Here is a 25062-nt window from a genome sequence, read left to right as displayed (position 1 = left end):
GCTTTAACATCAACTATTTATTGTACTCGATTTTATATTTCAACCCTTCCCTCTCTAAAAAGATGCAATGGGGTTGTATGCTAGTTATCGTCATGCCATCAATAACATCACCACGAGTTAAAATCCTACCGTTAACAACGACATTGATACTTACATCACCATATTTTGAGTATCCTGTCACGCGATAGCGATTTGGATGCCGTAAATTTAAGTCTATGATCCCTTCTTCTGCAGGAAGCAAAACAACAAAATTCTTTACAAGACGCACACCAGGAATAGACGAGATCTCTTGAACAACTACACGGAACTTCTCTCCGTCATCATTATTCACATAACCTGTAAGGACAACCTCTCCATTAATACAAGCTACCTGAATATTCGGAAACCCGGCTTGTAGGAGATGACCTACAATCGATTTTAACATTTGCGATTCTATGATAACTTTATTTTCCAACAGAGAAAGATAGTTAAAATGAATGTTCAAGTAATCAGAAAGACAAACAGCTTGTTCTTCGGTTTTTAAATATCCTGTAATGACGAACTTCCCAGGTTCAGGAGAGTGCATACTGACCCCCTTAAATTCGGGCCTTTTAGACAACAAGATATTCATCTCTTGCCACACAGCTTCATCATCAATTACATTATCATCTACGGATTTAATAAAAGATAAAGCATCTACTTTATAAAGAAGCTCGCTTTTATCTAGACTATTCTTTACATGCCCGATTAAAAATAACTGCCCATTATTTTTATTAAAGGTATAGCGTACTGTAGGGAAAGCATGAACCACACGCTCAATATCTTCTTGAAAATCAATATGATCTATAGAAACAACTTCTTTCGTATGGAATAACGATGCTGTTCCTATGCCGAAGAGAATTGCTAATCCCCCAATAAATAATGTTAAAATAAAAGATCCTGTGGGCAACGTGGCGCGCCTACGTTTTTCTTCTTCTTCTTGAGCTGCTTGCTCTGCAAGAGCTTCCGCATCTTGAGGTCGCCCAAACAAACCATAGTCTTCAGGAGCAAATGCAGCCACTATAGTATCTGCAGGAGCTAAATGATCGATTAATAAAAATAACGTTGTTCCTAGAGCAACAACCTGATTCGAACTTAAAGTAGAATTATGTTCTATTTTTCTTCCTTCAACGATGACCCCATTTTTACTTCCCAGGTCTTCTAACATAGCGGAGCCATCACTACTGACGATAATCTTCGCATGTTGATGGGACACACTAAGATCATTAAATACAATATCGGCTGCCTCAGGATCACTACCTAAAATATACGAACGCCCAGCATCTAAATGAAATTCAGCACCAATATTGGCCCCTGCCAAGACTTTTAATACAAAACGCGAAGGCTGTGAAAGATCTACAGTCACATTTTTCTGCGCTATTTCGTCTATTTCCGCAGGAAAGATGCCTTGATCAAAGCGAAAAAGATCCTGCACATTAAAAGGTGCTAAAACATCAGGCTTATGTCCCTGTGTTTGAGATTGTGCTGATGCATCAGCTTCCTCATTTTCCGTAGCTTCTTCCTGCTGTTCTCCTGTACTTTCTTCTTGGCCCTTATCCTGACTATCTTCTTGAGAAGACTGAAATTCTTCAGAATTGTCAGAAGACTCCGCGCGCGATTCCTTATCTGCTTCTTGCTTATCTACTGCGTCTTGATCTGCAGAAGCTTTGTGTTCAGAACTCCCTTCAGCAAAAGGTTCCCCCTCTGGCGTGAGACTCCCTTCCTGAGATTGGGTCGGACTTGTTTCAGGATCTGGATTGGGGAGCGGCTGATTTTGATTAGGTAAAGCTCCGGTTTCTTCCATAGTAACGTTTTGGGTTTGATTATTTTTCACATCTCTTGATTGAGGCTTACTTTGTGCTTTTTCTGGACTTAAAGAAGAAGCACTTGCACTTTCCTTATCCTGCGTAGTCCCGTTCGAAGCCCTATCTGCCTTTGCAGAAGCTAAAAACGCATCTGCGAGCTCTTGATCGGCATTAGAGGCCGTGGACGAGGTTCCCACAGATGGGGATGTCGCTGCTGCTTTTACATTTTCTTGAATAGGCTCGCCTACTGTCTTCTTATTATCGGCAGGTTCTGCTAAGACATTAGTCGTACTTTCTGAAGAGACGCTGAAATCATATACAATATCATCTGTGTCAAATTCATGCGTAAAAAAAGAATATTCATTACTCCCGAACTGAAAGACATCCCCATTATGTAATTGGGTAGAATTTGTGATTGCCTTTCCATTTACTAAAACGGGAAATTTTAAATTGATATTACTAATATGGTAGGCATCCTGCTCTTTAGTAATTACCACTTGCGCATCGGCAAGTTGAGGGTCCTCCAAAGGAATATCATTGACTGTGGCATCCTTTCCTAAAGACCAACTGGTGCCTTCTTCTAAAACAAAACTCACTCCTGACAACGGGCCTTTAATAATAACTAAACGTGCACCCATGCTTCTCTACCCCTGCTGCCTATTCTCTTGTTTTATTTAGATCTAAATCCCCAAACCAGGTCTCAGAAAAATTCATAAAACTCTCTATATAACGTGCAAAATCTTCATAGGAAACTTCTGCGGGAATTCTACGAGTCATCACTACATTTCCCTCAGCATCCAATCCCAGAGCACTACCTCCTGTTTCTCTTCCAAATAAGTTCGCTATCATCATTTGTAAGTAGACTTTATTGGCATCTGCCGAAGGAGCTATTTCCCCAAGAGAAGCACTAAATACGATCTCATTATCCGCATTTTCTCTTACACGAATCTTCACAAGATCACTTATAGGTAAAACATAAGCTCCATCGGAATCAAATTCGAGAGTTGACGTTATACCAATATACGCGGCAAAATTTTTTATCAATTTTTCCAACATGTATGCTCTTCCTAGTCATTAGGAATAGCTGTCTTTTTATTACGCACAAGAAGACAGCCCCCTTTCTAGAGTTAGCTTTTCCAGCTCTTAAATCGAGTTATGCCAATACAAACTTTAAAAATAAAAACGATTTCTTATTTCTTTAAATAATACTATGCTCGCTTTCTTGTTCATCTTTTTCACTATGAAGCACAAAAGACCCAAGAAACTCGGATGGATTTTTATTGTATTTGTTATCAGTTTAACTTATCAGGACTATAGAATATCCATAGTCAATGATGAAAGCTTAGAGTATTTTCGCCAGCTGTATATGTCAAGAGATGAATTTAGGTGCTAAAGAATCAAAGACTTCGATGAAAAAACTCGAATCTGCTCTGAGGCTATGTAAGAGTGTTTTTTTTCATAAGCTTCCCATTGCTTTCTTGCTACCAATGCTAAAAATGGTGTGTCCTTATTTGTAGAGGGTAAATACTTTTGTAGTTTTTGCTGTACGCACTCACTAATAAAATCCATATCTAAATATATAGCATCTGTTGGAGTATGGCATAAAGCCAAGGTACGCGGAACATTAAGATCAAAAATTAAACGATTACGAATACTTGCCAAGCTTTCTAGAGATAAGTTGGGGAAATCTCCAATGGATTCAGCAAAGCCAAAGAAAATAACATCATAAGGATCTTCGAAAGATAACTCATTACGAGAGATCATGTTATAAGCTACCGAGCGCTTCTTACGAGAACAAAACGTTAAATTAAGATAACCTCGTGCTTTTAAGCCTCGTGCAATTTTTCGATTAATTACAGAATAGCCAATAAATAAAAATGTATCCTCTCGAGACTTACCACATTCTGTTATAATTTCTTCTATCACAGATTCCATAATATCTTTAGGATGCGATATCACTAATTGCGAGCGAAAGCCTTTGCCCTCTTTTAAAGCTTTTTGAAACAGGAAATGCAAAGCAAACGGTAGCTCACGTTCTGCTTTTGCTGTCATATAGGCCCGCTTCACTTGTCCTTGAATCTCGGTCTCTCCAAAAATCAAGCTATCCATACCACTAGTTACTGTAAATAAATGACGGAAACACACAAATCCCTGATAGCAATAGGGCGTTACCCCAGATACTTCAGAAATAAGCGCCGTTATCTCCGGAACAATCTTATGACCTATTGGAGAAAAGAAGTACATTTCTGCACGGTGACAGGTGAGCAACAAAACAAACGACCCATTCTCTCCTAAAAAGCGCTGCGCTACTAAGGGATTTGTTTCAAATTCTTTGAAAAGACGGATAACCGCTTCTCTTGCTTCTAAGGCAGCCTCACGAAAGCTAACACCAACAACTCCTAAAACCATAAGCTCGTTATAATTACTTTTTTTAGATGTCCAAAGCTAAAATCAAGGCTTCTTTCTACGACACACAAAAGTCAGCCAGCTATATAACCCAAGATAAAATTAGATACCACTTATTTCCGTGGATCGGATAGGCTTAAGGCTTCAAAACCTTATGCTGGGCCTTCTTTACCTACTTCTACAACTACCTTTCAAGCAAAGAATACAAGGATTTCCTTAGGGGATGAGCTGTATTGGATTCCGTTGCCTACGCAAAACGCTATACTGCATAATGGAAAATTCCCATCCGGAGAATTTTAAGAATTTCTCTACCTTGATCGAGAAACAAAAATGTCGTAACCTAAAGTTTTTATGCAAAAAGAAAGTGCTTTGTCTAGAAAAAAGAAGGCAATAAAATAGCGAAATCTTTATTGCAATTCGTAATGTAACCAATCTCCTTTGGTAAAGCTTACTATTCCTGAGAACCCAAATTAAGAAAATTCTATGGCACTCTATACTGAAGCTAGCATTGTTTCCCTAGCATCTTTGGATCATATTCGTTTGCGCGCGGGCATGTATATAGGCAGATTGGGAGATGGTTCGCAAGCTGAAGATGGTATTTATACCTTATTTAAAGAGGTTATGGATAATGCTATCGATGAATTTATCATGGGTCATGGCGATACCATCACGGTTACCCTGGATCCACATTCCATAACTATCCGTGATCGAGGCCGCGGAATTCCTCTAGGGAAAATGATTGATTGTGTATCTAAAATCAATACGGGAGCTAAATATACACAAGATGTCTTCCACTTTTCCGTAGGGCTTAATGGTGTGGGATTAAAAGCTGTCAATGCGCTGTCAGAGAAATTTATAGTCCGTTCTGTGCGCAAGAAAAAATACCACTACGCTGTATTTTGCAAAGGTGTTTTACAGGATACGCGTCAAGGATCTACAAAAGATCCGGATGGTACAGAAATTACATTTTCTCCTGACTCGACTATTTTTCATGCGTTTTCTTTTAATCATGAATTCTTAAAACACAAAATTCGCCGATATACTTATTTAAATCCCGGATTAAAAATTGTCCTAAATGATGAGATATTTTTATCTCACAAGGGACTCCAAGACTTGTTCCACGAAGAAATTTCTGACACAGCACTATACCCTCCGCTGACTTTTCAGCATTCCACACTATCTTTTCTTTTTACTCATGTAGAAACACATAATGAACGCTATTTTTCCTTCGTCAATGGTCAAGAAACGTTAGATGGCGGGACCCACCTTACTGCATTTAAAGAAGGAATTGCCAAAGGTATTAATGAATATTTTAATAAGAACTTTATAAGTAATGATATTCGTGAAGGACTTATCGGTTGTATTGCGATAAAAATTGCCTCTCCTATTTTTGAATCGCAAACCAAAAATAAACTGGGAAACACACATATCCGTACGGATATCATTAAAGATGTAAAAACAGCTATTATCCAAGAATTAAAAAAGCACCCTGTTTCTGCCGAGCGATTAATAGAAAAAATTAAGCTTAATGAAAAAACACGAAAAAATATGCTATTCATTAAGCAAGAACTTAAAGAAAAACAAAAAAAACTCCATTACAAAATTCCTAAATTACGGGATTGTAAGTTTCACTACATGGAGAATTCTTTGTATGGAGAAGCCTCTTCTATCTTCATTACAGAAGGGGAATCGGCTTCTGCTTCAATTCTAGCTTCAAGAAATCCTCTAACTCAAGCAGTATTTGCTCTTAGAGGAAAACCGTTAAATGTGTTTTCTATTGAAGAAGAGAAAATATATAAAAATGATGAATTATTTTATCTTGCTACAGCTTTAGGCATTACTAAAAATACCCGGAATTTACGTTATAATCGCATTATCCTAGCGACAGATGCCGATGTGGACGGCATGCACATTCGTAATTTGTTAATTACCTTTTTCCTCAAAACCTTCCTTCCCATTGTTGAAAATAACCACGTATTTATTTTGGAAACCCCTTTATTCAAGGTTCGCTATAAAGACACAACACGCTATTGTTATACCGAACAAGAAAAGCTACAAATCATTCAACAATTCAAGAAAAAAGAAACCTCCTTAGAAATCACCCGGTTTAAAGGCTTAGGAGAAATTTCTCCTCATGAATTTAAGACGTTCATTGGTACAGATATGCGTTTAACTCCTGTAACCATCACTTCAAAAGAATCTCTAGGTCCCCTAGTACAATTTTACATGGGAAAAAACACTAAAGAACGCAAACAATTTATTATGGATAATCTCATTACCCATTTCTAGCTTATGCACGACATTTCTGATCTTTTAAAAAATCATTTTATGCACTATGCATCCTATGTGATTTTAGAGAGAGCTATCCCCCACATTCTTGATGGCTTAAAACCGGTACAACGACGATTACTCTGGACTTTATTCCAGATGGATGATGGGAAAATGCATAAAGTTGCCAATATTGCGGGCAGGACAATGGCCCTACATCCTCATGGAGATGCTCCTATTATTGAAGCCCTCGTTGTATTAGCTAACAAAGGCTATTTACTTGACACTCAAGGTAATTTTGGGAATCCCCTTACGGGAGATCCTCACGCAGCAGCACGGTATATTGAAGCTCGGCTCAGCCCCTTAGCAAAAGAGATCCTCTTCAATACAGATCTCATGTCTTTCCATGATTCCTATGATGGAAGAGAAAAAGAACCCGATATCCTTCCTGCAAAACTCCCTTTGTTATTACTACATGGTGTTGAAGGTATTGCCGTTGGCATGACAACAAAGATTTTTCCTCATAATTTATGTGAAGTTATCGAAGCACAAATAGCAATTTTAAATAACCATTCACATGTTCTCCTTCCTGATTTCTCCTCGGGGGGGATCATGGACGCTTCTGAATACCATGATGGTTTAGGTTCTATAACCTTGTATGCTTTGATTGAAGCTATAAATGATAAAACACTCATTATCAAAGAAATCTGCCCTTCAACAACAACAGAAACAGTAATTCGTTCTATAGAACATGCTGCAAAACGTGGTGTAATCAAAATAGATTCCATCCAAGATTTCTCCACGAGTACACCTCATATAGAAATCAAGCTGGCTAAAGGTGTCTACGCTAAAGAAGCTATAGAAGCTTTATTTCAACATACAGAATGCCGAGTCACTCTCACATCAAAGCCCACAGCTATTGATAATAATGCGCCCCGAGAAGCTTCAATTTCTGAAATTTTACAACGCCATACAGAAACTTTAGTAGGCTATTTACAAAAAGAATTGCATATTCTTCAAGAAACACTAGCACAAGAACATTATCATAAAACCTTAGAATATCTCTTCATTAAGCATCGCTTGTATGATCAAGTACGTGAACACCTTGCGCATCTGGGGAAGAAAATTTCTCAGGAGGATGTACATCATACTGTGGTTTCTTCTTTAGAACCTTTTCTTTCTAATTCTAACTATGCCTCTCCTAGTAAAGAAGCAACAGCACAATTAGCATCACTAGCTATTAAAAAAATTCTTTGTTTTAATGAGCAGCATTACACCAAAGATTTAGCCAACTTAGAGAAAAAGCAAACTGCTGTAGAAAAAAATCTTAACAACATGAAGAAATTCACTATAAAATATTTAAAAGACCTTCTAGACAAATACAAGCATTTAGGAACAAGGAAAACACAAATTTTAGCTTCCCCTGAGCAGAAGCAAGCCTTTCTACAACAAAAAGTTGTCTGCAAATAAAAAATCAACAATAGGTTTTCTTACACAAAGTATGTTTGCATGACCATAGAAAATAACTTCTTTTCATAGTAAAATGCGTATAGAATTCAGTATACCGGTGGGTAGGATATGGAACCGCGCTACATCAATACGGAAAGTACAGAAACACAACAAACATCTCCTGTACAAGAAGCCTCTCCAGAATTTCTTTCCCCCTCAAATGCGACATTCCAGGGTCCCGTGAAGACATTAGATCAATTACGCCTGGCTCTAATCCAAAAAATGGGAGAGGAAAAAGGTAAGGAAATGTACGATAGCTTTATTCAATCCATTTTAATCTCTTCATTTGGCAATATTCATAGAGAAATGGACCGAGCCCAGAAGGCATCTAAAAAAATGCGCTCCATATATAAAGAATAGCATCATGGTACCTACGTATTTTTTAGCCCTTCCCCTGCAGGAAAAGGAATTGATACGTTTCACCAGCTCTTCCCCTCGGTGGTCTTTGGTAATCAATGATCCTTTATACTTATTCTTGATTTCTTACCAGGGCAATCCTTACTTAGCTAAAGAACTTCTCAAGTTTCCTTATACCATGAAGGAATGGGAACAGCACGTCTGCCACGTGCAGAGTTTACTCCAGCATACCTTCTTGTGTACTGATATTTCTCTTCTTACGCTTCTAGTGTGCGAACACTTCCACTATATCTCTCTTTCTTCCTTGAAGACAAATTCTTAACTCAAAACAAAATAATTCACTATCGTGATTTATTTAATCTTTTTATAAAGAAGTCTCTTTATTCTTTTTTCTAGAACCATAAATTATTTTATTTTAAAATCTTAAAATAAAAAAAATTATAAATGAAATCCCTTTGCTTTACTGTTGATGAGACTACCGCAAATCGCCTAGATAAATTTCTAGTTTCTCAGCAAGGACAGTATTCAAGAACTTTTTATCAACACCACATTGAAAACCAATGCGTTCAAGTGAATGGACGTGTGCAAACAAAAACTTCTACACAAGTGGTTGCTGGAGATTCTGTGGTGATTACCCTTTGTGAAAAAGAAGAGCTTCTTGAACTTACTCCAGAAGCCATTCCCCTAGATAAAGTGTATGAAGATAATCAGATCTTAGTAATTAATAAACCTCGGGATATGGTCGTGCATCCGGCTCCAGGCCATACCCATGCTACCGTAGTACATGCTTTACTTCATGAAATCGGGGAAAGACTAAAACAAGAGTTTCCTGAAGAACCTTGGCGACCAGGAATTATTCATCGTTTAGACAAAGATACTTCAGGATTATTAATTACAGCAAAAACACGCCAAGCAAAAGCTATTTACAGTGAGTTATTTTCAAAGAAACAAATAAAAAAAGTTTATGTTGCCATTTGCATAGGGAAGCCAACACAAACAACAATTCGTACAAAATTAGCTCGCCACCCTAAGAAAAGAAAAGAAATTACCATCGCTTCTGCAGGAAAAGATGCAGTTACTCACTGTGAAATACTTGCTTTTAATGAGAAGCTTAGCCTTGTTCTTCTCTATCCAGAAACAGGACGCACCCACCAATTACGCGTACATATGAAATACATAAATACACCTATTTTAGGCGATCCCGTTTATGGACTTCCATCTATCAACAAAAGTTACCATCTTGACAAACAACAATTACATGCCTATAGCCTAGAGTTTATTCATCCACAAACTCATGAACCCTTAAAACTCACTACGCCGCTGCCTTGCGATATGAAACTCTTAATAAAAAAAGAATTCCAAGATATTAATAGTAATACTAACAAACAATTATTTGAATTTTTTAACAAAAACTAATAATTAGTTTAATTAATTCTACACACAAACTAGAATTAAATTAATTAGAGTTCGATTTTTTCTGATCTCCTGCAGACAGTGAAAATTTAGTTATAGGATGACCTTATGAAAGAATTTTTAGCCTACATTATCAAAAACCTTGTAGACCGCCCAGACGAAGTGCATATTAAAGAAGTTCAGGGGACGCATACCATTATTTACGAATTGACAGTAGCAAAACCTGATATAGGTAAAATTATAGGTAAAGAAGGGCGAACAATCAAAGCCATACGTACTTTACTTGTTTCTGTAGCAAGTAGAAACAATGTCAAAGTCAGCCTAGAAATTATGGAAGACCATTAAGCCCAACGCCATGTTTTCCTCATCCTGTGGAAATTCCACAGGCAAAGAAAAGCAAACTTGTAAAAACAAAAAATCGGACCGAGCAGGATTCGAACCTGCGACCATTCGCTTAGAAGGCGAATGCTCTATCCACTGAGCTATCGGTCCAGATTCACAAGAAAACTTGAGTTAGCCTAAAGAAATTTCCTTAGATATAGGAAAACCTGGAAACTTAGTATAAGCTCAAAACTAAAAAAGTCAATTTAAGACTCATTTTCCCGAGTGTTCCTCAAAGAGCATTGGACTAAATCCTCTATAGACTTGTTTCACATAAACCTCTATAGTGGCTTTTTTTAATGATCAAAAGTAAAAATGATGTTCTCAGATAAAATGCTACTCATTGCAGGTCCCTGCGTTATAGAAGAAGAGAGCACTACAATAGAAATCGCTAGGAAAATTCAAGAAATCGTTACCCCCTACGCGGATCGTATTCATTGGATTTTCAAAAGTAGTTACGATAAAGCCAACCGCTCTTCTATCCATTCATATCGTGGTCCTGGTCTCATACAAGGCCTAAAAATCCTGTCAAACATTAAAGAAACTCTAAATGTCGAAATCCTCACGGATGTACACTCGCCTGTCGAAGCGCAAGAAGCTGCTCAGGTGTGCGATATTTTGCAAATCCCCGCATTTTTATGCCGCCAAACAGATTTGCTCGTTGCTGCAGGAGAAACTCAAGCAACCATTAATATTAAAAAAGGACAGTTCCTTTCCCCTTGGGATCTCCATGGCCCGATTGAAAAAATTCTTTCCACAGGGAACAAAAAAATCATTCTTACAGAAAGAGGCTATTCTTTTGGATATAATAATCTGGTTTCAGATATGCGGGCTATTCCTATTTTAGCACGTCATGGCTTCCCCGTTATTTTTGATGGTACACATTCAGTACAGCTTCCAGGAGGACGACAAACAGAAAGTGGAGGCCAAACAGAATTTATCCCTGCATTAACGCGAGCAGCCTTAGCAGCAGGTGCGCACGGTCTTTTCGTTGAAGTACATGCAAATCCCTGCACAGCAAAAAGCGATGCAGCTTCTATGCTCTCCTTAGAAACTTTTGCAGAACTCATTGCTTCATGGGATCAGCTGTACTCTTGTGTACGTTCATTTACTCCGGCATTAGTATGACAAAATTTTGGTTCTACGGTTTGCTCTGCTCCTTAGGCATTTTAGCTATCGCCTGTTTTACTATGATTGCTATGATTAAAGTAGACAGTATCTGTGATGTCTCTTGTATGAACAAGCACTTTGATACAGCGCCTCCCTTCCTAAAAATCAAAAAATTAGGAGTTCACAAGCAAATTACTTCGCCAGAAAGAAGGTTTTTTAATTGCCAGGTGGATAAATCATGCATGGAGTTACACTTAACAAGCACGAATTATGTGTGTAAAGAAGCCTTATCCAAACTTGCAGGCCATATCCACACGCAAGATTTAAATAAATTAATGACTTTCCAAGGCAAAGGAGGAATGTTAAATTATCAAGATTGTTCACTCAATATTTATGACTGTTCCTTTCATGTGGATCCTATCGACCCAGATCCCCAAATTCCTAAGGAACGAGTTGAAGGCGGTATGAAAACTCTATCACTATCTCTATTCAAAAAGTAGGTAACCGTGCCTGTACTTTCTGTATGCAACTTAATAAAAAAATATAATAAAAAACCTGTGACTAATGATGTCTCTTTTGAAGTTAATTCAGGAGAAGTGGTAGGACTGTTGGGCCCCAATGGCGCGGGAAAAACAACTGCTTTTTATCTTACTGTAGGATTAATTCGCCCAGATTCAGGGAAAATTATTTTTAAAAATAAAGATATTACAAAAAAAACAATGGATTATCGTGCAAGACTCGGGATCGGTTATCTTGCTCAAGAACCTACAGTTTTTAAAGATTTGACAGTAAAAGAAAACCTCATCTGCATTTTAGAAATTATTTATAAAGCAAGAAAACAACAATCCCACCTGTTAGAAACCTTGATAGATGATCTTCAATTATCTTCATGCATCAATAAAAAAGCAGGCACCCTTTCTGGAGGAGAACGTCGGAGACTAGAAATTGCTTGTGTATTAGCACTTAATCCCAGTGTGCTCCTTTTAGATGAACCTTTTGCTAATGTGGATCCCCTTGTAATTCAAAATGTGAAGTACTTGATTAAAATCCTTTCTAGCCGCGGAATTGGTATTCTCATTACCGACCACAATGCTAAAGAGCTGCTTTCCATAGCAGATCGTTGCTATCTCATTATTGATGGAAAAATTTTCTTTGAAGGCTCCTCATCACAAATGATTTCCAATCCTATGGTAAAGCAACACTATCTTGGTGATTCTTTTTCCTACTAATCTAAAAAATCCTCCTCAGTAAGCACTTCCTTAGCAATTGCTTTAATTGTAGCGAGTCCTTCAGGAAACCCTATATCACATAATAATGTATGAACGTAATGCAGCTCCGTAAGCAACTGATCATTAATAAACTCTAAACGAGCTAGCTCTTGTTGCATGTGTGGTGTTGACATGATTTCCTCTCAATTTTCCTGCTTTCACAAGAATTTAAGGAGCGAAAATCATGCCAATTTCCTATATAACTAGAAAAAATCCTAACCTACGAGACTTCGAGCTAAACTTAAATACATTTGGTTCAACAACTGTAAAGAAGTAGCAACTACTGTCCATTCCTGCTGCATCGAGGTTAAATGCATCTGAAGCTCTAGCTGATAGTTCTGCCCCATATCGGCATACGATTGTTGATCGGATTGCACAAGAGCTTGAACAGGGAACATACCCCCGCCAATGGCGTTTCCTGGCAATCCAGAAATCAGAGCGTCTTCCAAAATTTCTAATCGTGACTGCCATTGATCTTGGCCTCCCGTTACTTTAAACGTTCCTGCTACAGTACCTTCGGTAACTGATAAGGGAGAAAGGTAGTTTTGTAATAATACTAATGAGCCCGATATAGAATTTAAATTATCTTTGTAGTTTTCCAAAGTATCTAAAATTCTCGTACGCTGTTCATTGGTGATTTTATCATCTGCATTGACTCGATCTACTTGCTCACCAATGACGACTAAGGCATCTTGCGTACTTTTCAAATAAGCAGCGGCCTTCTCTCGCTCTGTATTTAACTTAGAGAGTGCACTTTCTGCAGATCCCGGGAATACATCCTTATTATCCGCACTACTTGAACTCCCTACGCCTACTGCAGGTTGTTGGCCCACATAACTTGCAAAAGTAAAATACGTAGCTGCGTTCACGTATTGTGAAATCGCATCAAGAACCGTGTTTCCTACTGAGGAACCCAAGTTGCTATAATATAACTGTCCATAAATCTCATTTAAAAAATCGACCTCCTTAGGCATATAGCGATCAATTAATACAGTAGCTACAGCAGAAGGCAGGGCCATCGATTTTAACCCTACAGCCTGAGACATCAATTGCTCAGCATAGATATTCGTTTGCATCGTCTGAAAATCTTGCTTTTGAGTTTGAATTTCCGCAATGTTGGTCTGCAACTTTGCATCTTCTACTAAAGCTAAACCCTTAAATTGAAAATAAGCCCGTGCTGTTGCTTCGGCTTGACCTTGAGCTGCTGTAGTAACCTGAGGGAGGAAACCTATGGATCCCCGATTCAAAAGTATATTATTAATAGTTACTGACCCATGGCTCTGAGAATAAATAGTATAGGTCTCTGCTGGCGAACTATTATTAATGGTACATGAACCATTAGCACCAGCAATCGCGTCCATTTCTGTTTTCAAAGATTTAGCAAGCTCAAAACTTGAATTCTCTACTTCCTTGGCAGCTTCCTTAACAGCAGAGTTAACTTGTTGAAGTGTCACTGTAGGATTATTAGCTAGCGCTGTAGACGCTACAAAATATGCCCATATAGCTCCTATATATTCATCCCCATGAAAACTCTGTAATGTCTTTGTTGCATTGTTAACTAGGGTCTGTTGTTCCTTTGTTAACTCGTTGAAACGGGAATTAATGGCTCGTACTGTTTGTAAAGCCCCAGATAACGCAGCACTACTAATTCCTGTATTTGCTTGGCCTAAATTAATCGGAGAAAAAACTCCCATTAATGATTCTACTAAACTTGACACAGTACTAAATACAGAAGCTTGATGCTGATTAACAAAATTTACAGCAGATAAAACTACATCGAAGGATTTCAAAGCTTCTACTTGATCTTGATATAACCACGATAACTGATCCGTAAGAGGAATCTTATCATTCCTTGATAAGACTGATTCAGAAATAGCTAAAGACAAATCATCTCCCACCTGGGCTATTTGATTTAATTCATTTTCATCATAAGGTTGCACGGCATTCTTTAAATCATCTAGCTTCTCTTCTAGAGGGAGGAAACTTTCAAATTCTTCTGTAGTTAATTTGGATTTAACTACATTGAGCACATCCCGAAATCCTTCTATACGGCTATCGGCAAACACTTGTATTAACTGCTGCGATTCGCCATAGCAATCAGCTAATTCATTGACAAACTCGGTTTTTTGCGCTCCTGTAAAAATAGTTGCTTTTTGTACAGTAGTGAAAATGGTTTCTGGCAAACCATATAAACTCGAAAAATCTGCCTCCGTTAATTGTGTTCCCGCAGTAACTAAACGATTTACCTCATCAGCAATTTTTTGTAGGGAAGTCTTATCTGAAGAATCTGCTGTTGCCTGACCTAAAATTTTCGTCATAACAGTCTGAATTTGCGTTAAGAGATCATGTGCCCATTTCTGTTTTGTCGCATTATAATACGGATCCTCGGTTTGTGGTTCGGTTCCTCCTGTAGAAGGAACTGAAGCTGTTACTTGCATAAGAGAAGTTGTAGAGGGAGAGTGGCCTATGATTTCTTGATTATGGATCCCTTTATGCAACTTATTCACAAGTTGTCTGTATCTTTCGTCAGATTTTTGATCCAAAATATGGAATAAACATTGAATAGCATGCCGCTCCATCTCAGTCTTTTCATAATGAAAAATACTTTCTAATAAGTACTGTGATTTTTGCGCTACTAGAGGACTAGATACAATAGAGAACTTTTTATAAGTTGCTGAAACAAAAGAACTATTCGAAATATCCATAAGAAAACAGGATTGTTAATTTTTATTTTTAATAAAATTAACATGAAAATTATTTATTTTTTTAATTAAAAATTTTTATTTTTCTTAAAAACCAAATTAACAACGCTATAAGAACAATAAAATATTTTTATAAGAAAAGCAGAATGAAAAAATTTTTTTTAAATAGGATAATAAAGAAAAACCATAAAAAATTTTTTTCCTATGTCTTCACTTCGTATACAAACTACATGCAACACAGTTCCTGGAAATGCTTTATTTAAAATTAAATTAGATCATAAGTTTTCTAATTTTAATCCTAAAGCACAGCCCGCAATAGACATAGAAGCAATTAATTCTGGTTTATATGCTTTAAAACGTTTAGCTACTGTTTTAGATGCAGGGACTATTCACGCGTCTTCTTTATTCAACCCGCAAAATACGATCTTCCCTTCTCCTCCTACACAACCAAAACGTCCCAAAACTGTTCCTGCTCCTAAAGATATTACTAAGACCACTCAAACGATTGCCTCTATTCAAGAACAGACAGCAGTTGCATTGGTTCCCACGATTTTAGATGGCCTGAACACGTTAGTTGACTCAGTAACTGAAATCAATCTTTCACAAGTATCTTCAATAACTCTAGCTATTGTTCTAGTCACTCCTTTCAAAGACATGACTTCTCTCAATGAGACGCAGCAAAAAACTGTGTTTAATAATAGTTATGAACCTACGGATGACGATCTCCTAGGACAAATCAAAAAAGAACAAGCAGAAGCAATTCAAACTGGTCAGCAGGCTCTCCGAGAAAAATTAGCCGCTGCAGGAGCTACAGAAGAAGCCATTACAAAAGCTTTACAAGAATACGAAGATACTTTTGTAAAAGATTTTTTTGATGCGCACGTTTCTAAACAAATCATGACTTATCGTAGCTCCATAGGAGAGCAAACGCTAAAAATGATGCAAAGCATGTCAGAGATTGCTACACAAATTCCTACGCCCACACAAAGCAACATAGATGAGGTAAATGCTCGCACTGTTTTACTTGCTATTTTCAATGGCCTTAAGGATGCCGTACAGAAAAATCCTGCTCTTGGAGGAGATAGTGAGGTAATTCAAACACAACTAGCATTAAGCAAATATTTAACACAAAGCACCTTATCTTCAAATGATATAGACACCATCTATACAGCTAGTGTGTTACCAAGCCAAGCCACTTTAGATAAATATGTATCTTCCAGAGATGGAGCATTATATCGTGAAGGCATCACTAGTGCTTACCAAACAGCAGTGCAAAATTTAAATACTGTACGTTTATCCATTGAAAATGAAAAAGAGACGTTAGAAAACCAATTAGAACTCTTTCAAAGAGCGCAAAGTTGTTTCTCTTCTTGGGTAAAACTCACCGATACAATTTACAATCAAAAGCAATATACTTCTGCAATTGTTACTGCAGCGATGGAATCTTATGCTGGATTAATGAGTTTATCGCAGATTTATGGCTATCTGCAACCAAATGAAAAAAACTTAGTGGAACCTTACGTAAATAAGATCCTTGCATTAAAAGTAAAAAATACTGACGTCCCTATGAGCACCTTTATCGCTCGTACTCTTGCCTTTCAAGAAATTGCTGATTATACACTGCAAAACTTTATAAATAATAAAGACACTATAAAAAACTATCTCAATCAGAAAGGACAAATGATTTCTACCAATTATTCCTTTTTCTCTAGTGTTGGGCGAGCAGTGTCTAATATTTCTGTAAGCAGTCTAGATAGTTACATTAAACAAATCCAATCCGGACAAGGGCAACAGGGACAAGCAAGTAGTTATTATATTCCCGACTTTGAGCAATATGTAAATCAAATAAATATTGCCGATAATGCGAATTTACCCTCAGAGGCTACTACGATTCTACAACAATTTTCACAAGCAACCTCAGCACACGTAGAGCAGTTACAACAACAAATAGCGGCTCTGGAAAAAAAATACGAAGATTTAGATCCTTCAAAAGCTAGCTTCACAGAAGAACGAGCAAATGCTGTTACCAGTTGGTTAAATTCGGAAAGTTTAGGATCTGCCTTTATTTATCTGATATTACACTCGCAACTGCCTAAACAATCCATTCTTTTAAATCCTCTGATTGAAGAAATTAACTTTAACAACCTCGCCGCGAATGCTATTAATGAATTACTCGAAATTACTAATACCTTTTCTACAACAGCAGTATACTATAATTTCTCCTCCTATCTTGTTGAAAGTAAGGAAGGCCAAAATTTATTTTGTGGAGATTACTACGAAACTCTTGTAGCTCTATCAAAGGAAAAAGACCATATCTTTTCCGATATTGAGCTTTGCCGACGTGCTTATGCCCTTGTACAAGCATTACTGACAAAAATTAACAATTTACCAGGAGCCTCAACTTCTCAAATCACAGAAATGCGTAATGCTACGGAAAATTATAGCTATGCTCTAAACATCACCTTTGGTCAGCTAAATATGCTAAACGCCTTACTAGCTAACCTCACTATCTCCCCTCAAATGGCAAACAACCAGGTCAAAGAAAATGTATTTCAAATTACAGGACCGAAGGATTGGATCTCTACACTAGCCTCTTTGGAAGGATTTATTGCGAATGGTTTCCCCGATCTTAGTGTTACTGGAGGCTTAGGTCCTTTATTCACTCAAATTCAGTCGGACCAGCAAAATTACACGACACAGAGCCAAACTCAACAACTAAATCTACAAAACCAAATGTCTAACGTACAACAAGAATGGACATTAGTATCCACATCTATGCAGGTGCTAAATAAAATTCTTTCCCATTTAGCTGGTGAAATTTATCCTAATTAGGTGAACTTTTTCTACAATGGATAATTTAAGTAAGAATACTTTTTGCTAGCTAATCCTAAATGTTCTCTCGCTGCTTACTAACAAAAATCCTGGGAACATCCCTGAGGAGTTGTAATTAAGAAAAATAAACATAGAAAAAAGCTTATTTCGCCTAAGCAAAGTAAGCTTTTTCCTTTAACTAAAGACTATTGTAGATACCCTGAAAATAGAGAGGCTACGTTAACTAATACTTGTTGAATAAACTGTGGCTGCTTTTGGAAAGTTGCCGTTTGCAATTCAGCAAGTCTCTTCGATCCTGAAGCAAATTCTGCTTCTAACTGTGCAATAAATTTCTGAGTAGAATCACTAGAAATTTGTACGAATGGGTAACCAGATTTCTCTATTTTTGTGGCTCCTGCAGTAAATGTCGCTCCTGCAGAAGTTACTGTCGCTGCGTCTCCTGTCACAGTAGCCAGCTTATCTTCTAAAGCGGATATTGCAGCGTAAACATCTCCGAGAGTTTTACTATTATCAGCAACCATGCGTGCGACGTCAGAAGCAGTATCACGAGAATTACGATCATCATTACGTTGTGTATCTGTATTTCTCGTAGGACGTGATTGCAATGTTGACGAGGTTGTTCTATCTAAAATCTCACGATTTGCAGCTGAACTTTCCGCATATACAGTATTGAGTCGACGATAAGCATCATACCCTTTAGAAAAACTGGATGAAGAACTTGAACCCTTCGAGTACACGACCTGAGAAAGATCAGAAACAACACTTCCACTCATATTAGCAACTTCAGTAGAAGATCCTGTAGCAAGAGAGGCCGCTTTTGCTATAGCTCCTAAAGCCTCAGAAAAGTCCATTCCTTCTCCTTGCAAGGCTTGTTCTATAGCTTGACTTTGCTCCGTGGGTGGTTGTAGCTGGCTCTTCACTTCAGCAGCAAGTTTATCTATAGTGCCTGCAATATCAGGGTCATCTGCGTGAAAGAGTTCGATCATTCTTCGGAATCCTTGCATTAAAGTTGCTGCTGTTTCATTATCAGCGTCAGCAAGTAACATAGATACGCGAGCTTCTCCAACAGTTCCCCCTTTATTTTGTGAGGTTCCCACACTGGCAGGTCCTCCAGGACCTCCTAATCCAATATCACCTCCACCACTAGGAGTGATTTGCTCTATAGCAGTTGCAGCTTCTTGTTGCTGCTTTAAAGCTTCTTTAACGATAGGAGAATCTGGGGCTTGTGCTAAGGCTTCATTAATTGCTTTACCTGCATCTGCAATGATTTGTTTACAAGATTCGATATTCGCCGGGCTATTATTTTCTTGTGCCTGTTGTAAAGCAGCTGTACTTCCTTGACCTGCATTGTAAGCTTGTTGGATAGTCGTGGATAGATTCGAAATAGCTTCTGTAGAATCATCTATTTCCTTCTGTAGACTATCTGCGAGAGTAGAATCAGGATAATTTTTCTTTAATTCTTCTATTAGTTTTGTGGCGTTTTCTTTGTTAGTCTCAGCTAAACCCTCCGCTCCTATAATCTGATCTAAAGATGAAGAAGTTTTAATAGCTTCTAACAAGGTTTGATTTGATTCTAGTAAACTTCCAATTGCAGTAACTTGAGAGATATAATCCTGTTGACTATCTAATTTCGTTTGCCATTCCCCAGCAACTTGCTTCTGAGCATCATCAGCTGCATTTGCATTCATATACTCCACAGCTTCCTGCAAAGAAGTTACAGCAGTTTTAAACTCTGCATATGTTGTTGCATTTTGTAAAGCTGTCCATGCAGAATCCGCTTGAGTTTTAGCGTCATCAAAAGAAGCAATCGTACTTGATTGTGTGGAGAATAAGTTACTAATTTTATCAAACAAACTTGCTAAAGCCGACTTTGCAGAAGCCAACAAACTCCAAGTTCCAACAGTATTGAGTGTAGACTGTGTTTTCTTAGCATTTCCATCCACACCGGCTATTTTTTGAGCTTCTGCACTACGATTAGCTGCGCTAGCCTGCATCCCTAAAGTAGATAAGTCTGCGGGAGCAGTTGTCTTAGATTCATCTATGGGGCCAATAGGATTAACCATAATAATAAAAAACTCATTAAATCTTTTACTAATTATAAAATAATAAGAAAAAGCCCACATCTTTTAATTCAAAATGTGAGCTTATTAATGAGTTTTATTAAAAAAAGATTAAAAAGCAGAAATTAACCCAATATCAAACTTTCTATAGGTAAATTCACTTCCCAAACGGTTATCTGCGGGCTTGGAGTAAGCTCCGTAAACCCTTAAAGACAAGGAGTTTGTTATTCCGTACATGAATAAATAGGAGGCTCCTTTATAATTCGTAAATCCATTAGCATCTTTGGGATCATAATTACCCGCTATGGCTTGCGAGAACCAAAATTTCAGTTGATTTCCCCGACCAATACCAGAAACATCAATCTCAGGAATAGCCAAAGCCTCTACATATTCGTAACGTATTGTGGCTGACCAATCTCCTGCTTTTCTGAGTGCGCCTAAAGTTCCTCCAATAAACCAACCTTTATTTTGTTTTTTATTTAATGTTGTTTTTGTCGCTTTCGCCAAAGTATTAGTTAGGTAAGCACCATACAAGTATAGAGGTTTTTTGTTTCCATTCACCCAAGAAATTTTCGAGTGCTTCCCTATTAACCATTGCCATACACAATATTTATACTTAGGATCTTTTTGATTTCCTGGAGACGGGGAAGTACTGGAAGTTACGACGGGAGAAAAAGAATTCCAGTCAATCACACTGCATTTTACAGAAAAATTACCAGGAAGCTGATTTACAATCCCTTCTACAACCCAGGCATAATGTTTTTTTGTCATATTTACGACAAAAGGTCCTCCATGAAGAATAGCATGATAAGGGTACTTACCACTCAAACGACGACTAGCATACAGATGCAAACCATCAAAATTACTGTTAAATTCGAGTTCTGATTCAAAGATATCTCCTAAAGAAGAGCGCCCGATTTCAGCGAAGATCTTAGTAGAAGGATCTTCATAAAAACGATAACCTAGAAAAGCACGATCAATATCTACACCAGCAGCTGTAGATTCCCCACCAGCAATAGCTGTCCAATTCATTTTTGAAGTTAACCAGCTTTTCCCTGTGGTGTAATCTACGTAAAGATGAAATTCACTACGATAACGATTTACAGGTAAAGGCATCTTATCCGAAACAACAGGATTTTTAATATCTTCCTTAGCATAAATCCATTTAGCACGAACATCTCCAGCTAATCTCAATACACCTCCTCGTTTTCGTGTCTCTACAAAACCTCGAGTATCTAGATAAGCTTTTACTTCATCCAAGCTAGTAAACACGGGAGAATGTACTGTTTCTTGTTCTTTCATGAGAGTCTCCGCATAACTTGTGGATACTGCGGAGGCAAACATACACATTAACCAGGGATAGATGTATTTCTTCATAGCTTCCTTAGTGTCGATTTAGTTATTCAAATTCAGAAGATCGAAACAGATGGTTATTCGTGCAAAATAGCGCGCAGCCACACAGAAGGAAAAGAATAAGTCACTAATTTTGATTATCTTGCATAACTTGTGAACTGTGCAAGAGACTTTGACGCCCTTTCCAATATTGAAAAGATGTTAAGTTTACAAGATCTTCTACGCGAAGTAGTTTTGCAAAACCAAACAAAAAAGCCAAGAAAATGACGCTTTCAGAAAAAAAAGCTGTACTTTGAGCAACAAATGAAGATAACGACCAAGGCAAGGGAGTGTAAGGCTCAATAAAAATAATGTATGTTGTTTGTGTGACAATGTTCAAGCCAATGGTCACAATAAAGGCTAAACCTACTGTGGCGATTACCTTTACAGAACGCCTCAGAGTGATCCACATCAATCCGGAATATCCTGGATGATGTTTCGCAGCATATTTCCATAGATAATACAGCTGTCCCCAAGAAGCAATCGAAGTCGCATATGCAAGTCCCGCGACATGTTTAATAATCCAACAACCTAAAAGCACATTTAAAATCATGTTGCCTATAGCGGCTATAATTCCAATGACCAAGGGTATTGTATAATGGCGGCGTGCATAAAATAGGACGGAGATCAGAGGAATCAGCGCCATGGGAATAATGCTCCCACTATACCCACGTAAAACTTCTACAATAGCGTATACTGCTGTGGTAGGAAATAAACCATGTTCATATAAAATACGCACACCAGGGAGAGCCAGCAATAACAATCCTAGTGTCATAATGACCATAACAGAAACTGTAAGATTCAGAGCGAATTTCATTAATTCATAACCTTCTTCATGTCGTTCATCCTGCACACAACGAGAAATCGCAGGTAATAGAACTGTAAACACTCCGAGCCCAAATAAATGTACAGGCAACTGTTGTATTCTTACAGAATACATTAAATAGAGAGGACCAATAGGATGAATATAGCGGGCTAAACACATATCGCTTAGAAGATTCATTTGAAATACTCCCATAGAGAGCAGTCCTAACGATAATGGAGCAATCAATGCTCTAATACTATCCCGTTCCTTAGGCTGTGTTGTTGCTGTACCTAAAAATTTTCTAACTCCAGGAACAGTAACTAACCACTCAATGATAAATCCAAAAACAAGAATAATTGATAATCGTATAATCCTTTGCCTTGGATCACTATTTCTAGCTAAAAATACGGTACAAATCCACAAAATATTGACAATAGCAGGAGCTAATCCCACACTGAGAAATCTCTTCTCACAATGTAATAAAGTAGAATTCACTGTATACATCATGAGAAAAATCCCTGAAGGAAGAAGAATCATTGTCAAGAGAAGAGCATCAGCAATACTTCCCTGCGAATAATACAGCCAAATTCCTAAACCTATTTCGATGAACAAAGTGAATCCACAAGCACTCCAACCAAAAAATTTAGAGAAACTACGGAAAAAAAATGCTGCGCGATTTTCGTCTTTAGATCGTAAAAACTCAAAATGTGGAATAAAAGCGAGCCCTAAAATGGGTCCTCCAAGAATCTTTCGTAAAAAGAAAATCGTACGAAAAGCCAGCCAAAAAGCAGCTACTAGGGGATCAGCTCCAAAATATGCAGCCATAACGATTTCACGTAGCATCCCCGTTACCCGACTGAAAAAGGTTCCTGAAAGCAAGTTAAACAGGGAACTGGCTACCGATCCTTCGTTATCTTTTTTATTCATTAAAATATCGTACTCCCCTAATACTTGGTTTATCCATAACAGATAGAGATTTTTTTGAAGTATGAAAATACACCTACTCCCTCCTCCACAAATCCCAGTATTAGGCGCCCATACATCTACATCGGGAGGTTTGCACAACGCACTATATGAAGGACAGGCTATTGGTGCCTCTACTGTGCAACTATTCACAGCGAATCAAAGGCAGTGGCGTAGGCGTCCCTTGAATGGTTCTTTGATCTCTTCCTTTAAAAAAGCCCTAGAAGAGACATCTCTATCGTATATTATGAGCCATGCCGGCTATTTAATTAATCCGGGCTCTCCAAATCCAGAAATTTTAGAAAAAAGCCGTATCTGCATAAAGCAAGAAATTGAAGATTGCATATCTTTAGGCATCAATTTCGTTAATTTTCATCCTGGTGCAGCAGTGCATGACTCAAAAGAAGCTTGTCTGGACCGTATTGTTTCTAGTTTTTCTTTAATGGCACCTTTATTTGAAGACTCCCCCGATCTTATTGTTCTTTTTGAAACTACTGCTGGTCAAGGTACCTTAGTTGGCAGTAATTTTGAAGAACTTGGTTATCTTATAGACAAACTCAAACATCGCATTCCCGTAGGAATTTGTATCGATACTTGTCATATCTTTGCTGCTGGTTACGATATTACGTTACCCAAAGGATGGGAGCAAGTACTTAAACAATTTGATGCACAAATAGGTCTGTCCTATTTGCGCGCCTTTCATCTCAATGACTCCTTATTTCCTTTAGGAAAGCATAAAGATCGCCACGCTCCTCTTGGCGAAGGAGATATAGGTATAGAAAGTTTTAAATTTCTTATGCAAGATAAACAAACAAAAATGGTTCCAAAATATCTAGAAACCCCAGGAGGGCCACAGTTATGGGAAAAAGAAATTCGCCTGCTTCGTAGTTTTCAAAATTAAATATACAAAAAAAGACGCTAATTTCTTAGCGTCTTAAATTTGCATCAAAAAGAAATATTTTTCTTTAGACTAGGTTCTGTGAGATAGAAACTCGCAAACAACAGATACATCAATGGGTAGAGGAAGTTGAGCTTCTATTTGATCTTGCTCAGGAGAAATTAAAAGCTCTCCCTTACACGCTGCTTTATCTAAAGAAATATACGAGGGTAAAGAACTTTCATCTTTATTTTCTAACGCTTCTTTTACCGACTGCATTTTCTTAGACTTTTCTTTTAAAGAAACCTGCATTCCTGGACGTAAAAAAAACGATCTTCTATCTACTTTCTTCCCATTTACCAAAACATGTCCATGAGAAACCAGTTGCTGAGCAGCAAAAATTGTCTTTGCAAAACCCATACGATACACCATGTTATCGAGACGACACTCAAATCTCTCCAAAAACATTTTCGTAACGCTGCCTTGCTTATTAGCAACTTCTTTAAATGCTTTAACTAGCTGCTTTTCTAAAAGCATGCCATAACATGCTTTTAATTTCTGCTTCTCCTCTAGCTGTAGACCATAGTCAGACTTTTTCTTTCTTTGCATACCGTGCTGACCTGGAGGATGAGGCTTTCTCAACAAAGGATTTCGGCTTCGTCCAAAAAGATTCGCTCCAAAACGCCTTGCTATTTTATTTTTAGGGCCACAATATCGAGCCATGTACTTCAGTCCTTTATTTAGCTTAAGAGATTATTTACGCCTTCTTGGTCTATCTTATTACTAAGATTAGAATATACACAAGGATAGCGGCCACAGTACCCTAGGAAATTTTCCTCATCGTCAAAATGGGTACCTATTTATTCGAAAATATCAAAGGGCATTTTAGTCCCCAA

Annotated in this window: 19 protein-coding genes and 1 tRNA gene; 10 read left to right on the top strand and 10 right to left on the bottom strand. The window is 37.7% G+C overall.

Annotated features, from left to right (window positions below; genetic code table 11):
• Positions 1-13 precede the first annotated feature (13 nt).
• The 3 genes from sctD to hemA all read right to left on the bottom strand — a co-directional run bounded on the left by sctD (position 14) and on the right by hemA (position 4232).
• On the bottom strand, positions 14-2461 hold the full coding sequence (gene sctD / locus M787_RS02060) for a type III secretion system inner membrane ring subunit SctD (RefSeq protein ID WP_021828804.1): 2448 nt from the start codon (positions 2459-2461) through the stop codon (positions 14-16).
• Positions 2462-2480: 19 nt separating this feature from the next.
• Positions 2481-2879: a CesT family type III secretion system chaperone gene (locus M787_RS02055; protein ID WP_021828803.1), complete on the bottom strand. Its 399-nt coding sequence runs from the start codon at positions 2877-2879 to the stop codon at positions 2481-2483.
• A 333-nt stretch (positions 2880-3212) separates the two neighbouring features.
• Positions 3213-4232, bottom strand: coding sequence for a glutamyl-tRNAGlu reductase (hemA, locus tag M787_RS02050; protein WP_021828802.1), 1020 nt, complete (start codon positions 4230-4232; stop codon positions 3213-3215).
• 480 nt (positions 4233-4712) lie between these two features.
• On the opposite strand from hemA, the gene M787_RS02045 reads away from it, so the two are divergent.
• The 5 genes from M787_RS02045 (at position 4713) to M787_RS02020 (ending at position 10121) form a co-directional block, all read left to right on the top strand.
• Positions 4713-6518, top strand: coding sequence for a toprim domain-containing protein (locus tag M787_RS02045; RefSeq protein WP_021828801.1), 1806 nt, complete (start codon positions 4713-4715; stop codon positions 6516-6518).
• Positions 6519-6521: 3 nt separating this feature from the next.
• A complete protein-coding gene (locus M787_RS02040) occupies positions 6522-7967 on the top strand; it encodes a DNA gyrase subunit A (protein ID WP_021828800.1) in 1446 nt (481 codons plus the stop codon).
• Positions 7968-8075: 108 nt separating this feature from the next.
• On the top strand, positions 8076-8366 hold the full coding sequence (locus M787_RS02035; protein ID WP_021828799.1) for a CT656 family putative T3SS effector: 291 nt from the start codon (positions 8076-8078) through the stop codon (positions 8364-8366).
• A 441-nt stretch (positions 8367-8807) separates the two neighbouring features.
• Positions 8808-9779, top strand: a complete 972-nt coding sequence (locus M787_RS02025; protein WP_021828797.1) for an RluA family pseudouridine synthase — start codon at positions 8808-8810, stop codon at positions 9777-9779.
• Between the two features lie 105 nt (positions 9780-9884).
• Positions 9885-10121, top strand: coding sequence for a KH domain-containing protein (locus tag M787_RS02020; protein WP_021828796.1), 237 nt, complete (start codon positions 9885-9887; stop codon positions 10119-10121).
• A 74-nt stretch (positions 10122-10195) separates the two neighbouring features.
• Here M787_RS02020 and M787_RS02015 read toward each other — a convergent pair.
• Positions 10196-10268, bottom strand: a tRNA-Arg gene (locus M787_RS02015).
• A 207-nt stretch (positions 10269-10475) separates the two neighbouring features.
• Between M787_RS02015 and kdsA the strand changes: the two genes are divergently transcribed.
• Genes kdsA through lptB form a run of 3 tightly spaced genes read left to right on the top strand, consistent with a single transcriptional unit; the run spans position 10476 to position 12496 of the window.
• A complete protein-coding gene (gene kdsA, locus M787_RS02010; RefSeq protein ID WP_021828795.1) occupies positions 10476-11285 on the top strand; it encodes a 3-deoxy-8-phosphooctulonate synthase in 810 nt (269 codons plus the stop codon).
• Positions 11282-11767, top strand: a complete 486-nt coding sequence (locus M787_RS02005; RefSeq protein WP_021828794.1) for a DUF1137 domain-containing protein — start codon at positions 11282-11284, stop codon at positions 11765-11767. The genes kdsA and M787_RS02005 overlap by 4 nt, the downstream gene beginning before the upstream one ends.
• 6 nt (positions 11768-11773) lie before the next feature.
• Positions 11774-12496, top strand: coding sequence for an LPS export ABC transporter ATP-binding protein (gene lptB, locus M787_RS02000; RefSeq protein ID WP_021828793.1), 723 nt, complete (start codon positions 11774-11776; stop codon positions 12494-12496).
• Here the strand turns inward: lptB and M787_RS04885 are convergent.
• Positions 12493-12669, bottom strand: coding sequence for a hypothetical protein (locus M787_RS04885; protein WP_021828792.1), 177 nt, complete (start codon positions 12667-12669; stop codon positions 12493-12495). The genes lptB and M787_RS04885 overlap by 4 nt on opposite strands.
• Positions 12670-12750: 81 nt before the next feature.
• Positions 12751-15240 (bottom strand): CT620/CT621 family type III secretion system effector, encoded by a 2490-nt coding sequence (locus tag M787_RS01995; protein WP_021828791.1) that lies wholly within the window; start codon positions 15238-15240, stop codon positions 12751-12753.
• A 201-nt stretch (positions 15241-15441) separates the two neighbouring features.
• Here M787_RS01995 and M787_RS01990 point away from each other — a divergent pair, with 201 nt between their 5' ends.
• Complete coding sequence (locus M787_RS01990; protein WP_021828790.1) at positions 15442-18069, top strand: CT620/CT621 family type III secretion system effector; 2628 nt, start codon at positions 15442-15444, stop codon at positions 18067-18069.
• Between the two features lie 185 nt (positions 18070-18254).
• Here M787_RS01990 and M787_RS01985 read toward each other — a convergent pair whose 3' ends face one another.
• From M787_RS01985 to M787_RS01975, 3 genes are all read right to left on the bottom strand, one after another.
• The gene (locus M787_RS01985) at positions 18255-20132 is read right to left on the bottom strand and encodes a hypothetical protein (protein WP_021828789.1); all 1878 of its coding nucleotides are present in this window, start codon (positions 20130-20132) and stop codon (positions 18255-18257) included.
• Between the two features lie 108 nt (positions 20133-20240).
• Entirely contained in the window at positions 20241-21506 is a 1266-nt protein-coding gene (locus M787_RS01980; RefSeq protein WP_021828788.1) for a hypothetical protein, read from the bottom strand.
• Positions 21507-21609: 103 nt separating this feature from the next.
• Positions 21610-23253, bottom strand: a complete 1644-nt coding sequence (locus tag M787_RS01975) for a lipid II flippase MurJ (protein WP_021828787.1) — start codon at positions 23251-23253, stop codon at positions 21610-21612.
• Positions 23254-23320: 67 nt separating this feature from the next.
• Here M787_RS01975 and M787_RS01970 point away from each other — a divergent pair, with 67 nt between their 5' ends.
• Positions 23321-24190: a deoxyribonuclease IV gene (locus tag M787_RS01970; RefSeq protein ID WP_034734889.1), complete on the top strand. Its 870-nt coding sequence runs from the start codon at positions 23321-23323 to the stop codon at positions 24188-24190.
• A 69-nt stretch (positions 24191-24259) separates the two neighbouring features.
• On the opposite strand, the gene rpsD is transcribed toward M787_RS01970, so the two are convergent.
• Positions 24260-24889 carry a 30S ribosomal protein S4 gene (rpsD, locus tag M787_RS01965; protein WP_021828785.1) on the bottom strand — a complete coding sequence of 210 codons (630 nt, stop codon included), beginning with the start codon at positions 24887-24889 and terminating at the stop codon, positions 24260-24262.
• Positions 24890-25062 lie beyond the last annotated feature (173 nt).

Source organism: Chlamydia gallinacea 08-1274/3 (assembly GCF_000471025.2).
Lineage (GTDB): Bacteria > Chlamydiota > Chlamydiia > Chlamydiales > Chlamydiaceae > Chlamydia > Chlamydia gallinacea.
Note: the sequence above shows the minus strand (reverse complement) of the source record. Positions and strands in the feature narration are given on the sequence as shown.

What these genes read in the sequence shown, in the direction of transcription:
- hemA (WP_021828802.1), bottom strand. Translation starts at nt 4,232, where the DNA reads ATGGTTTTAGGAGTTGTTGGTGTTAGCTTTCGTGAGGCTGCCTTAGAA.
- sctD (WP_021828804.1), bottom strand. Translation starts at nt 2,461, where the DNA reads ATGGGTGCACGTTTAGTTATTATTAAAGGCCCGTTGTCAGGAGTGAGT.
- M787_RS01975 (WP_021828787.1), bottom strand. Translation starts at nt 23,253, where the DNA reads ATGAATAAAAAAGATAACGAAGGATCGGTAGCCAGTTCCCTGTTTAAC.
- M787_RS01985 (WP_021828789.1), bottom strand. Translation starts at nt 20,132, where the DNA reads ATGGTTAATCCTATTGGCCCCATAGATGAATCTAAGACAACTGCTCCC.
- M787_RS01990 (WP_021828790.1), top strand. Translation starts at nt 15,442, where the DNA reads ATGTCTTCACTTCGTATACAAACTACATGCAACACAGTTCCTGGAAAT.
- M787_RS02040 (WP_021828800.1), top strand. Translation starts at nt 6,522, where the DNA reads ATGCACGACATTTCTGATCTTTTAAAAAATCATTTTATGCACTATGCA.
- rpsD (WP_021828785.1), bottom strand. Translation starts at nt 24,889, where the DNA reads ATGGCTCGATATTGTGGCCCTAAAAATAAAATAGCAAGGCGTTTTGGA.
- kdsA (WP_021828795.1), top strand. Translation starts at nt 10,476, where the DNA reads ATGTTCTCAGATAAAATGCTACTCATTGCAGGTCCCTGCGTTATAGAA.
- M787_RS02005 (WP_021828794.1), top strand. Translation starts at nt 11,282, where the DNA reads ATGACAAAATTTTGGTTCTACGGTTTGCTCTGCTCCTTAGGCATTTTA.
- M787_RS04885 (WP_021828792.1), bottom strand. Translation starts at nt 12,669, where the DNA reads ATGTCAACACCACACATGCAACAAGAGCTAGCTCGTTTAGAGTTTATT.
- M787_RS02035 (WP_021828799.1), top strand. Translation starts at nt 8,076, where the DNA reads ATGGAACCGCGCTACATCAATACGGAAAGTACAGAAACACAACAAACA.
- M787_RS02055 (WP_021828803.1), bottom strand. Translation starts at nt 2,879, where the DNA reads ATGTTGGAAAAATTGATAAAAAATTTTGCCGCGTATATTGGTATAACG.
- M787_RS02025 (WP_021828797.1), top strand. Translation starts at nt 8,808, where the DNA reads ATGAAATCCCTTTGCTTTACTGTTGATGAGACTACCGCAAATCGCCTA.
- M787_RS02045 (WP_021828801.1), top strand. Translation starts at nt 4,713, where the DNA reads ATGGCACTCTATACTGAAGCTAGCATTGTTTCCCTAGCATCTTTGGAT.
- M787_RS02020 (WP_021828796.1), top strand. Translation starts at nt 9,885, where the DNA reads ATGAAAGAATTTTTAGCCTACATTATCAAAAACCTTGTAGACCGCCCA.
- M787_RS01980 (WP_021828788.1), bottom strand. Translation starts at nt 21,506, where the DNA reads ATGAAGAAATACATCTATCCCTGGTTAATGTGTATGTTTGCCTCCGCA.
- M787_RS01995 (WP_021828791.1), bottom strand. Translation starts at nt 15,240, where the DNA reads ATGGATATTTCGAATAGTTCTTTTGTTTCAGCAACTTATAAAAAGTTC.